An 11,610-nucleotide genomic window follows, 5' to 3' on the forward strand; every position below is an offset into this window, starting at 1 on the left:
GTCCCGAAACAGGGGAACGTACGAGGAAGACGGGCAAGTCGAGACACCGCTCGATACGTCGCAGACGGCAACCCCATCCGATGCGGAGAGTCCTGTCGGAACCGAGACAGAGCTCTCAGAGAAGGTCGAGACGGAACTCTCAGAAGAAAATCCTCCTGCGCCGGGCGAGGTTGTGGATACTGAACGTTCCACGACAATCGGCAAGGAACTCGAGTCACCCGTCGAGGGAGGCCAACTCGATTACGAACCGTACATGGAATACGTCGAAGAGGTCCGAAAACAGAGCGATGGACCCCTGCTGCACGTCATCAGCATGGACACGGCGCGAACGGCGTTCGAGACTCGGTTAGGCGACTTCGCGAATTACGTCGCGCTCCACAACGACCTGGCGATTCTCATCACGAAACCAGGAACCGAACTCCGAAGGCGGGCGGACCGCGTCGCAGACATGCACTTTCGGCTAGAGCGGTCGGGCGAAGCCATCATGCTGTACGGCGAAAATCCGCTGACCCCGCTTCTCGGCATTGGTATCGACAGGTCACAACCGATTCCCGAAATCATTCTAACGGAGATGGTGTGACAGATGGAACGGCTCATCGAGGAACTTCGGAAAGAGATTAAAACTGACACTGAAATGACATTCACCGTTTCGGATGTTGATTCGTTGCTTACGGCTGACTTCGAATCGAAACACACAGCCCACTCGGGGAGGGGTAATTCCTCGCCGCAGTACACAGAGACTCCGCTCACTGACGACGCGGTTGCCACGATGGATGGGTGGCTCGACGAAAGCTACCTCCACACGATAAACGACAAAGACGTCGTTGCGCAGTTAGACGAGATTTTACTGCTACTGATTGCTATCCGAGACGGTGCGTGCGGAAAAGAACTCCTTCAGGACATCCGTCGCTTGTTCGGCACGGACTTGAGTCCGGGTACCGTCTACCCCCATTTAAACGACCTTGCGGACGAGGGAATGCTCGACATGACCGAGTTAGCAAAGCGGAAAGTCTACCGGATTTCAGACGCAGAAGCCACCTTCGACACGGTCGAGCCAGCGGTGAATCGGCTGGTCACGTTTTCGCTCGTGCTGAAGGCGCTGATGATTGATTGTAACGCCCGCTACTTGCAGACCCAACGGAGTGAATCCAATGAGCGATAATCTGTACACTTACGGCGTCATCGAACAGGAAGACATCGAACTCGAAATCGACGGAGTAGCCGGAGCAGAGCGCGTCTACACGGTCGATTACCGGACACTATCGGCCGTCGTCTCCGACATCGACACGACGGACCCCGAACGCACTGACGAGGACGTGCAAGTGCACAATACCGTTCTCCAGCACGTACTGGAGTACGACGGTGGTCGGACGGTCGTTCCGATGAGTTTCGGGATGGCGTTCAAAAACGGGCGCACGTTGAAGGGGGTCATGCGAGGGGCACGGCGTGCCCTCCGAAGCGCGCTCAACGACATCGAAGGAACGGTCGAACTCGGCGTAAAAATTATCACTAGTTCCGAAGACGGCGTGTCACACGACGCGATTCAGGCGGACATCGGTGACCGTCTTTCCGAGTTGAGCATCAACGAAACCGAGAACGACCTCTTTAGCGACCGGTTGGTAGTGAACAAGTCGTATCTGGTCGCACGTGACCGCCGAGACGACTTCGACGCCGCAATCGATACTATCGAAGAAGAGTACGGCGACGAGTTGACGGTTCAGTACACGGGACCGTGGGCTCCCTACAACTTCGTGGATATTCACATCGGTGCCGACCAGCAGCGGGGGCGATAATGGATGTTCCTCGTGGACGACCTGCTGGTAAATCCGTTTCTCTCACTCTTGGACATCCTGCACACCATGGCACTCGATGAGATGAACGACATGGAAGAGATTCGAGGCGAGATAAAGGAAAACCAACTGCTGTACGAAATCGGTGAGCGGTCGGAAACGGACTACCAGCAACGCAAGCAGCAACTCGAAGCACGACTGGAGACAGCCGAACGAATTCAGGCCCAAATGCAGGGCCGAATAGAGGTGAAACGCTGATGTCCCCCAACCTAAATGGACCCGGTGGTTCCGACGACTCAGACAGACCCGACGAACCTGACGACTCAGACAGACCTGACGAATCTAACAGCACCGGCAACCCCGACACCCCTGACGATAGACCTAACAAAACACCAGACAGGCCGTCCGACCATCCGAGCAGCTTGCTCGACCAGTTACGAGCCATCCTAGAGACACTTGCCGAAATTGAAGAGGATGGACACCGGCAGGGACATGGTCGTATCGACCGCGGAAACGCCCAAATCGACTACGACTACGAGGTCTCTTTTGGACTTGGACCCCGGTCGCGAAGGGGCAAGCCGAGCGACGAACCGCGGGTTGAAGCGCCCCGAACGGAGGGGACAGACAGTCAGCCCGAAGGCGAGAAATCGATTCACATCGAGACGCGAGAAACCGACGACGGCGAACGTGTCGTAATCGCGGACCTGCCCGGGGTGGCTGACGACGAACTCGACGTTACACTCGATGCTGACGAGTCGGCACTCGAACTGCGGACTGACGAGGGAATCGTCGGGCGCGTCCCGCTCGACCAGCCGGACGTGGAAATAACCGATGTGAGGCTCAAGAATCAGGTTCTCGAAATCCGGCTGACTCGGACGAACGAGTCCAACGGAAGTGAGTCTAAATGACTGGTAAACAACACCAAAAACACGAGCAGAAAGCGCGACAAGCACAGGTGAAAGCGCAGATTAACCGCGACAAGGCACGAAGCAAGCTTCTTCGACAGCGGAAAAAGCTCGCACGACGTCGGGCCCGCAATCGACGTCAGTCGGAAGTGCGGCGTGGAAATCAATCGAAGGCGCAACATGACACTCAATCGGAGACGCAACGAGGCACCCAATCGAAGTCGCAGCGTGACAACGAGACGGGCGGGACGAAGAATCCAACGGCACACTCGACGCTGCCACCACAAAAGACGAACGCCGAAAACGCGGTTCGAAACTCGCATTCGACGGTTCCGGAGCTACCTAAATACTCGTCTGTACCGGCCCGAGAGCGACTGTACGGGTTACGTCTCCACCGTGAAACGACCGCGAGCGAAGACAAATCGGTGACGGTAGCGGTGACTCGGGCACCCAAAGCAGAGCGCCAACGAGGAGGTGCCGACGAATGAGTTCTCCTAAACCAACGCGCTCGCAGGGTGACCTCGCCGAGATGCTGGAGATGTTGTTAGACAAGGGTGTGGTCATCAACGCCGATATTGCGGTCAGCATCGGGGACACGGAGCTGCTCGGCATCGAATTGCGGGCGGCCGTCGCCTCATTCGAAACCGCGGCCCAGTACGGTCTCGAATTCCCGACCGGAACAGACATGGAACGCGTCGAAGAGGCGGCGGGTATTTCGCCCGATGAATCACGCAGTTTGGACACACGGTCGGAATCGGAGCAGATGGACGAACTACCCGGAGAAGCGGGCGCGTCGGTATCGAATACAGCGCCACAGGAGGAAGAGTAACGTGGAGCTGGAAATCGGCGAAGACGGGAACGGAGAGGACGTTCAGGGCGGACTCACGGCGCTCGTCGTGACGGTTGTCGAACTGCTGGTCGAGGCGCTCGAACAGGAGGCCGTACGACGGATGGAATCCGGGTCGCTCTCCGATGCCGAAATCGAGCGACTGGGCCAGCAGCTACACGCCCTCGAAAAAGAGCTCGAAGGGCTGAAAGAACAGGAGAACATCGACGAGGCCGTCGACGACTTCAAAGATGACCTCGACCACGTCGTTCGCGACGCCATCGAACAACTCTCCGGTCGCGAAGCGAGACAGTCCCACGGTTCGTTATTCAACTCCGGTGGTGCGTCCAATGACTGAGCAGTCTTCGGGTTCGGCGACAGAGCAGGCGACAGAACAAGAGACAGCAAAACAAGAGACGGGGCGAAAGAACGAACAACCCGAAGAGCGGACGGTTACCGATGGACGGTACCTGTACTGCCTGATAAACACGACGACCGCGGAGTCAGAGACAGGGTTGGAGCAGGAGTCAAAGGCAGGGTTGGAGCAGGAGTCAAAGGCAGGGTCGGAGCAGGAGTCGGAGCAAGCGACGGTTGACTGGTCTACGACCGGTGTCGACGACAACACCGTGTACGTCATCGAAGGCGAAAGCGTGGGTGCCGTCGTCCACGACTGCGAGCGGATATACGACACAGAAAGTCCAGAACAGGTGAAACAGTGGGTGCTCAGACACCAACACGTCGTCGACGCGGCGAGCGACGTATTCGGGACGCCGTTGCCGATGCGGTTCAATACGATTCTCGAAGGAGGCGACACGAGCGTCACCCAGTGGTTACACGAAAATCACGACACGGTCCGCGAGGAACTGACATCGTTCGCGGGTACGTGGGAATATCGGATTCATCTGTTCTGGGAGCCATCAACGTTCGAAGCCCAAATCGAAGACGAGGACGACCAGTTACAGGAGTTACAGCAGCGTCAAGAAGAGGCCGGTTCCGGAAAGTCGTTTTTGCTCAAAAAACAGTACGATAAGCGACTTCGCGAACGAAAACAGAACCGTCGTGCCGAACTCACGGCGACGCTGCAAGAGACAGTTCGCCCCGTCGTAAGAGAGCTACTCGAACAGGGGTCCGGCTCACAACTCGCAGAAGATACCACCCCGACAGAAAGGGAGCAAGTCACCCGATTGGCAGTTCTCGCGGACGAAGAAAACGAAAGCGCACTTGGTGACCGATTGGACGAAATCGTCGAGCAGGACGGAGTGAGCATCAAGTTCACCGGACCGTGGCCACCGTACACGTTTGCACCAGACCTCGGGTGAGACACGATGGAACCAACAAAAGACGAGACGCACGCCATTGTCGAGTTCGTCGACGTGCTGTTGCGCGACGGGGCCGTAATTCAAGCGGACGTAATCGTGACCGTCGCCGACATTCCCTTACTCGGAATTAGTCTCCGGGCCGCGATTGCCGGCATGACGACGATGACGGCGTACGGCATGTTCGAAAATTGGGATGCAACCCATCGACAGCGTTCGATGACCGGCGGGCGAACCATTCCGGTACCGAACGAAAAGAACGGCAAGTGATAGTTACGTCTCTGCGTCTACTTCGGAGGAGTCACCCTCGTTGGTTGGGAACGAAATCAGTAGATAACCACCTTCTAGTCGCCACATAACCGCTCCCTGAATCAGGTCGGAGATAGCGCTCGTGTCGATGGTTTCCTCGTGTTCTCCAGCGACCTCGACGTATCCAGCAGATTCTCGATATTCGACAGCGATGTCTTCCGCTTTGATTTCTTCGGAGAGGACGATAAACGTCTCCACTCGGTCGTCAAATGCAACCCAGTTGGCGTCAACCCACCCACTACTGTTCTGCTCCGGTTCGATATCCCGCATGTCGATGACGGTTTTGGAATGGTCCGGGTTAGTGCCGTAGTGCCGCTGGAGCGCCCGGCGAGTGAGGAACGCTCGCTGGCAGGTTGCACATGTCCACCGCTGTCTACGGCGTCCCTCCTGGGTTTGACCTCCGGGTGACCGACCGCGGCCCGGTCGGATACTAACCCCACGGCGTGAACGCCGAGGAGACCGCGATGCGCCGTCTATCTCGCTCACGTCGACATCGAAGACAGCATCCCACTCGACGTCGTCTCGTTCAGACAACTCCTGTATGTCTGACAACACACCTTGGTCAATGCCAAGGAAGTGAGACAGTGCTTCGAGGTCCGGGGCGTCGCCATCATCGTCCTGTAACCGCCGTAATGCGTCGGGGTCGATGCCGAAGAAACGCGCAATTAATTCGAACGGGTCAATCGCCATGGTAACTATCCACATCCTACACAATTAGTTACGATGACAGTACTACCGGCGAGACGGCGGAATTGACAGCGTTAACCACATTCTTACTATCGTACTCGTCGTGGGTTTAGATAACAAAGCGGTACGAACCAGCGCACTGAGTGGACTCAAGTGACTCTTTGACTCATACTCGACTCTTTATTCTCGGAGCGATAACGACGCCCGAGACCGTGAGTTCGTTGCTTCCGCTGAAGCCAGCAGCCGAATCGATTCGAGATAGAGAGTTAGCACCGAATCTCGTCGCACTCGACGACCCAGCGGCCGACGATGTTCTCTCGGCGCTATCATCAGAAACTTCGAGACAACTCCTTGCCGCCGTCTACGACGACCCGCGTCCAGCCTCCGAGTTGGCCGATGCGCTCGATACGACCGTTCAGACCGTTAGTTACCACCTCGACCGTCTGATGGACGCCAACCTCGTCGAGCCGGTGACCACGTGGGTCTCGGCGCAGGGGCGAGAGATGGCAGTCTACGGACCGACCAGCTCAGCCGTCGTTCTCTTTGCCGGAGCGGAGCGAACCAAACCTCGGCTCGCATCGGGACTCCGGACGCTCGTCACCGGGGTCGGCGCAACGATGGTCGGGAGCTTCCTCGTGCAGGTGTTGTGGACCAGACGACAACCGCGCCCGCGAGTAGTTCACGCACCGGGGTCCGCCGACATCTTCTCTCCCGCGTTCTTCGCCGGATATCTCGATGGACCCGGTGCACTCGTCCTCGCTGTCGGCGTACTGTTGACACTCCTCGTGAGTATCGCAGTCGTGTGGACTCAAAGACGCGTTTGAGTCTTACAGAGGGTAAAGTCATCCCCGTTCGTCGTGGAAAGTGTGCAACGAAGAACCTTCATCGCTGCTGCCGGGTCCAGTCTCGCAGCGGCACTTGCAGGCTGTACCGCAAGCGCAGACGACGAAAACGGCGACTCTGATGACTCGACACCCGACCCGACGCCGGAGCCCACCGACGCGGTCACCGTCGAGACGGGCGAACGACTCTCCGCGGTCGTTGGAGAGGCTCCCACGAACACCGACGGGATGCTAAAGCCGCATCACGTTCGGCTCACGAACCCCAAATCGAAGCCGTGGACCGCAAAAATCGACGTGTCGCCCGCGCTCGGGAACGGACACGTCGAAACCTACGAACTCCAGACCGACGCGACCGTGTCCGTCGCCCTTCGTCTCCCCGCCGAGTACGAGGTCACCGTGACTGACGTTCACGCGGAAACGACGACGACCGAGACGTTCACGCCTGACGACTTCGACTGCAACGAATCGTGGACGGCGTTTTCGCCCGGTGACGGCGAGATATCGGTCTCCGGTGGGTCGACGCGAATGGCCTGCCAGCCGCCGGTTATCCCCGCAGACGACTCGGTTTCCGTCTCGGTCGGCGACGGCTCGCTGCCGGACGACATGACCAAACCGCACTCCGTGTCGATTTCGAACCCGCCTGCAGAGTCCGAAAAGACCGAAGCGTCGAACGAGTCTGAAGAGTCAAACGACCCCAAAAAGCTCGAAACAGTCACGCTCTCGCTCGAAACGGACGAGGAAGCGGTCGCGTTCGGCGGAACGTATCAGCTAGAACCGGGTGCACGTCTCGACGTGGCGCTGACCGAGGCCCGGAAGTACGTCGCGAAGGTCGAACGCGGTGCCGACGGTGACGGCGAACAAGCCACTAAATCGGTCGACATCAAGGAGTCGAACTTCGACTGCAACGCGTCGACGACCGCTATCTCCCTCCAGGCGGACGGCGGAATAAAGGCAGCGACGATGTCGACGCTGATGTACTGTGGCGATATAGAGGGTAACGAGTCGAACGAGTCGAACTAAAGCCACAACCGTTCCTGAGCAGCGATTGTCTCACAGCGATACCGGGTGCCGAATTGAATTCGACTCAACGTGGTGTCGAAGCAAAGTGACATTCTCCTCGCCGTAAACGGCGTTCACGAGATTTCCCACGCATGGGGAATACTAGTTATAGTAGCGTTTGCAAGTCATTGTACACTCGATCGACCGCTGTCGTGCGGCCGGGTGTGTAACCAGTTGCAAACGCTACTATAGTCGTCGTCACCAGAAGACGTGGTTCTGATTGCTTACTCCGGAGAGAGGCAACACTCTCCGGCAGAAGGTCGTTCGAGTAATCCGTGTGATTCAGTCGGCTATCTCTTATAACATGTTGTTCAACCAACATGACAAATAATATGTGTTATAGGCATGTGTTGGCGACTATGAAGAAGAAGATTAACAGAAGGTCCTTCGTAAAGGGAATCGGCGCATCAGTAGTCTTCGGCTCCGGAGTTGCTGCTGCAGACGATCAGTCTGAGAACAGTACCCAGACAAAGAGTTCAGGAAGCCCAGCAGGAATCGCTGCGGTTGATAACGACAAACAACTGCCGATATATGCAAAAGGGCGCTCAATCCATAAGTATCGGTCAAACGGGGACACATACACGTATACCCACAAATTCACTAGTAGTGACCTGAACGAGAGGTACGGTAACCCAGTTATTGAGTTTGAACCGGAAAAGATTCCCAAGGAGTGGCTATCCGATGATATTAAAAAGAAAGAAGCGAGTACGATTTCAGTCGCTGATAAGCTGGTAATCGGGACAGCGAAAGAACATAACAACGCTGAAAAGAAGATCCACCAGATTCGCCGTGCCAGTAGCGGAGATGCGACTACACAGACACACCTCATCGATGAGATTCCACTGTATCACTACAAATCGTCGTCCGATGCCCGCGACAAACAGGCACGGAAGGGACCAATCAATATTGGGTGGGAGGATATAGGCTCGGCAGGGAGTGTAAAATCATTCTTAGAAGGGACGTGTAACTGGACTCAGTACGATTGGTTGCCTGAAGAACCCCGCTACATAAACGATGACGGGACGGTAAAGAGTACTGCAGAACACGTGATGGACCGTATCCAATTCACAAAACAGTGGCACGTGAGGTTATACAATATCGGCCATGACACATACGATGTAATTGGACAGGCTCATCGAGATCCGTTGAACCATAATCAAGGGGTCAAAGTCGACAATTGGCATTTCGACGATGCAAGGGAGGAAATCGTTGGCTGTTGGATGGATAATTCCTCCCGATACCCAGCACGGTCTAGCCTCAATAATGGCTCCGACTGGGAGTCCCACAATGGCAATATCGCAATGCTAAGGACTCAGTAGGGCCATAATCCACACGATAGTAAACCATGAATAAACGAATTGGAATCGCAGTAGCTATCGGGGTTATTAACGCGGTTATTGTCTATTTCAATGGGTATTATCTACTGAATTTGTCTATGGATGCTGAAGGTCCCCAACTCTTCCTCTATAAATTCCTTCAGATATTCGGCATGTTTGTCTTAGGTGCAGGTTCATCTTATCTACTTCTCCAATACAAGCTGCTACTCCCAGGGATATTGACCACTGTATTCACATCCTACAGCCTTTACGACCATTTCTCACCCTCCATGGAGAGTTTCACACCGCTTTATCTCGGTGTTTGGTTCGTTTTTGTCATCTTCGTTGGCATTGTTGCCATCCTCGAGTATGGCATCCGAAGAGGACTCTCCATCTATCCACCAAACCCACTAATATAGAATTGCAGTTCTGATTCTTTTTGCGCTCGATTAGACCGCCAGTTCGGTCTCTAACTCCGGCGACGAAATCACCCGTTTAACCGTCTCGGCTGCGGGTGTCGCCTCTGCGACGTTCTCCATCAGGACGGTCTCGCTCGGGAAGAGGTTCTCACCGAGGACCAAGCCGTGTTCGCGGGCGGTCGAACCGGTCATCGTGAGATACACGCCGAGACCGGTCTCCGCGATGGCAGCCTCTTCTTCCGGTGCACCGTTGGGGTACGCGAAGGTAACGTCGTCGAGACACCGTGTCCCGAGGACCGCCTCGACGAGTCGCTCGTATCGCGGCGAGATACACAAGTCACCCGCGTAATCGGCGACGAAGTCCCGGTCGAGGTCCGAACCCGGTGGGAGGATTTCGGGGTCCGCCATGAGCGTGTGATAGACCGTGTCCCCGAGTCCGGAGACGACCCGAACGTCGGTGTCCATCGGGTCGATACGGGAGTTCACGTCCTCGATGCTGCCGAGACCGTCAGGTCGGAGTTTGACGACCTCTTCGAGAACGAGGTCGGCGCTGTCGAACCCGAGCCCGAATTCATGGGTTCTGAGCGCTCGAAACGGCTCTTCTCGGCCGACGAGGTGGATATTCACACCGTCGAGTTCGAAGACGACGCTGTCGAAGACGATGCGCCGCGGCATCCCGTCGCGGTCGTCGCGCAAGAGTGTGTACTCCGGCGCGGTCGGGTCCGCGAGGTCGCTGTAGTCCGCGAGTCGCTCGTACACGTCATGTTCCGGATGGGTATGGCCCTTCGTGACCGACTTCTCGAATCGGAGTGTCGAGGTGATTTCGTCTGCCACCTGGGCGATGCTCTCGGTCGTGGCGAACCGTTCGAGCACCGCTTCGAGGGGGCGGCCCTTCCGCGGAACGGCGACGCGCACCGTCTCTGTCATCAACGGATGGATGTGGTGGCCCGCTAAACAGATTGCGCTTCGGGAAAACGCTGTTCGAGTGTGAAATCTAGCGACGGTCGCTTACTCGTCTACCGGTTCGCCGCCCATCCCGGTCCCGAACGCACCCGCGAGGCGTTCGCGGAAGGTTTCGAGTTCGGCGACGGTTTCGTTCAGGTCGTCGATATCGGCACGGAGGTCGTCGATGTCGTCGCCAGCGGCAACGTCTTCGATACGCTCCTGAACGTCCGAGAGGCGCGAATCGATGGATTCGCGCGTGTCGACGATATCCCCGTCGAGCGAGGCGATATCCTCTCGAATCTCTCCGACTTCGTCGTGGAGCGTCGATGCGGTCTCCTGCGCATCGGTCGTGTCGCTCTCGACGCGTTCGAGTCGGTCGGTCGTCTGGGTGAGACGATTGGAGAGTGTATCGAGCTGTTCGCGAATGGAGCCGAATTCGCCCTCGCGCTCGGAGAGCGTCGATTCGATGCTATCGAGACGGGCGGAGCCAGCCTGAATGTTCCGCGAGGCGTCTTCGAGACGTTCGTCGTAGGTATCCAACTGGTCGTCGTAGCCCTCCAGACGCGCATCGTGGCTTTCGAGCTGTTCGTCGTACCCTTCCAGCCGTTCGTCGTGTGCTTCGAGCGTTTCAGCTTGGTCGTCCAGTCGGTCGCCCTTCGAATCGAGGTCAGAAGAGAGGGCTTCGAGCCGGCCGTCGTGGTCGTCGAGGCGGCTCTCCGCATCGGCGACCTTCGATTTGACCCGTTCGCTCCGTTGGTCGACGGTGGCGATTGTCTCTTCCGCCGATTCGAGGCGCGAGGTGGCGTCGTCGACCGACTCGACGGCTCCGTCGACCATCGAGTCGAGTGCTTCGAGGTCCTCACGGAACTCGGCCATCTCGTCGCGGAACTCGGAGACGAGTTCGTCGGCCGTGCCCTCCTCGTCGATGAACTCGGCGAGCGCGTCGGAGTACGCCGCGAGGTCTTCCATCTGCGACTGGAGTCGGCGGATGCGGACGTCGGTGCTGCGGCGGGTCCCGGCGGCGACGGGCTCACGCAGGAACCCGCGGGGCGGCTCGCCCCCCCAGCCACCGCGGAGCCCGGCCGCGCGCGCGGGGACCGGTCCGCCCCCCGCGGCGGCCGGCGGCGAGCCCGGCCCGGGGGCGGGGGGGGTGGGGTCGGGGGGTGGCGGCGTGGGCGCGGGCGGTGGGCGCGGGG

At 57.6% G+C, this 11,610-nt stretch carries 16 protein-coding genes and 1 pseudogene; 14 read left to right on the forward strand and 3 right to left on the reverse strand.

Translation table 11 applies throughout. The annotated features are described in order from the left end of the window. The 10 genes from QT222_RS20555 to gvpM all read left to right on the forward strand — a co-directional run. Positions 1-580 (forward strand): gas vesicle protein GvpD basic region 2 domain-containing protein (locus tag QT222_RS20555; protein WP_491478229.1); only part of this gene is annotated, 580 nt, incomplete at its 5' end. A 3-nt stretch (positions 581-583) separates the two neighbouring features. Next, positions 584-1,162, forward strand: a complete 579-nt coding sequence (locus QT222_RS20560) for a PadR family transcriptional regulator (RefSeq protein ID WP_491478230.1) — start codon at positions 584-586, stop codon at positions 1,160-1,162. Continuing rightward, on the forward strand, positions 1,152-1,793 hold the full coding sequence (gene gvpF / locus QT222_RS20565) for a gas vesicle protein GvpF (protein WP_491478231.1): 642 nt from the start codon (positions 1,152-1,154) through the stop codon (positions 1,791-1,793). Before QT222_RS20560 ends, gvpF begins: the two co-directional genes overlap by 11 nt. Before the next feature lie 3 nt (positions 1,794-1,796). Then, positions 1,797-2,048, forward strand: coding sequence for a gas vesicle protein GvpG (gene gvpG / locus QT222_RS20570; RefSeq protein ID WP_491478232.1), 252 nt, complete (start codon positions 1,797-1,799; stop codon positions 2,046-2,048). Then, entirely contained in the window at positions 2,048-2,698 is a 651-nt protein-coding gene (gene gvpH / locus QT222_RS20575; protein WP_491478233.1) for a gas vesicle protein GvpH, read from the forward strand. The genes gvpG and gvpH overlap by 1 nt, the downstream gene beginning before the upstream one ends. Next, entirely contained in the window at positions 2,695-3,183 is a 489-nt protein-coding gene (locus QT222_RS20580; protein ID WP_491478234.1) for a protein gvpI, read from the forward strand. The genes gvpH and QT222_RS20580 overlap by 4 nt, the downstream gene beginning before the upstream one ends. Further along, positions 3,180-3,524 carry a gas vesicle protein GvpJ gene (gene gvpJ / locus QT222_RS20585; RefSeq protein WP_491478235.1) on the forward strand — a complete coding sequence of 115 codons (345 nt, stop codon included), beginning with the start codon at positions 3,180-3,182 and terminating at the stop codon, positions 3,522-3,524. The genes QT222_RS20580 and gvpJ overlap by 4 nt, the downstream gene beginning before the upstream one ends. Position 3,525: 1 nt before the next feature. Then, positions 3,526-3,879 (forward strand): gas vesicle protein K, encoded by a 354-nt coding sequence (locus QT222_RS20590; protein WP_004056698.1) that lies wholly within the window; start codon positions 3,526-3,528, stop codon positions 3,877-3,879. Beyond that, on the forward strand, positions 3,872-4,840 hold the full coding sequence (gene gvpL, locus QT222_RS20595) for a gas vesicle protein GvpL (RefSeq protein WP_491478236.1): 969 nt from the start codon (positions 3,872-3,874) through the stop codon (positions 4,838-4,840). The genes QT222_RS20590 and gvpL overlap by 8 nt, the downstream gene beginning before the upstream one ends. 6 nt (positions 4,841-4,846) lie before the next feature. After that, on the forward strand, positions 4,847-5,107 hold the full coding sequence (gene gvpM, locus QT222_RS20600; RefSeq protein ID WP_004056696.1) for a gas vesicle protein GvpM: 261 nt from the start codon (positions 4,847-4,849) through the stop codon (positions 5,105-5,107). 3 nt (positions 5,108-5,110) lie between these two features. On the opposite strand, the gene QT222_RS20605 is transcribed toward gvpM, so the two are convergent. Continuing rightward, positions 5,111-5,836: a hypothetical protein gene (locus tag QT222_RS20605; protein WP_491478237.1), complete on the reverse strand. Its 726-nt coding sequence runs from the start codon at positions 5,834-5,836 to the stop codon at positions 5,111-5,113. Positions 5,837-6,045: 209 nt separating this feature from the next. Between QT222_RS20605 and QT222_RS20610 the strand changes: the two genes are divergently transcribed. From QT222_RS20610 to QT222_RS20625, 4 genes are all read left to right on the forward strand, one after another. Next, complete coding sequence (locus QT222_RS20610) at positions 6,046-6,657, forward strand: ArsR/SmtB family transcription factor (protein ID WP_004056694.1); 612 nt, start codon at positions 6,046-6,048, stop codon at positions 6,655-6,657. 42 nt (positions 6,658-6,699) lie between these two features. Continuing rightward, positions 6,700-7,695: a hypothetical protein gene (locus QT222_RS20615; RefSeq protein ID WP_491478238.1), complete on the forward strand. Its 996-nt coding sequence runs from the start codon at positions 6,700-6,702 to the stop codon at positions 7,693-7,695. A gap of 398 nt (positions 7,696-8,093) precedes the next feature. Further along, positions 8,094-9,053, forward strand: a complete 960-nt coding sequence (locus QT222_RS20620) for a hypothetical protein (protein ID WP_491478239.1) — start codon at positions 8,094-8,096, stop codon at positions 9,051-9,053. A gap of 116 nt (positions 9,054-9,169) precedes the next feature. Further along, positions 9,170-9,469 (forward strand): hypothetical protein, encoded by a 300-nt coding sequence (locus tag QT222_RS20625; RefSeq protein ID WP_491478240.1) that lies wholly within the window; start codon positions 9,170-9,172, stop codon positions 9,467-9,469. Positions 9,470-9,499: 30 nt separating this feature from the next. On the opposite strand, the gene QT222_RS20630 is transcribed toward QT222_RS20625, so the two are convergent. Together QT222_RS20630 and QT222_RS20635 are read right to left on the reverse strand one after the other, a co-directional pair. Further along, complete coding sequence (locus QT222_RS20630; protein ID WP_004056690.1) at positions 9,500-10,396, reverse strand: phosphoribosyltransferase HisG-related protein; 897 nt, start codon at positions 10,394-10,396, stop codon at positions 9,500-9,502. A gap of 81 nt (positions 10,397-10,477) precedes the next feature. After that, positions 10,478-11,610: pseudogene (locus tag QT222_RS20635) on the reverse strand (hypothetical protein); the annotation flags it as partial.

Source organism: Haloferax sp. s1 (assembly GCF_058382125.1).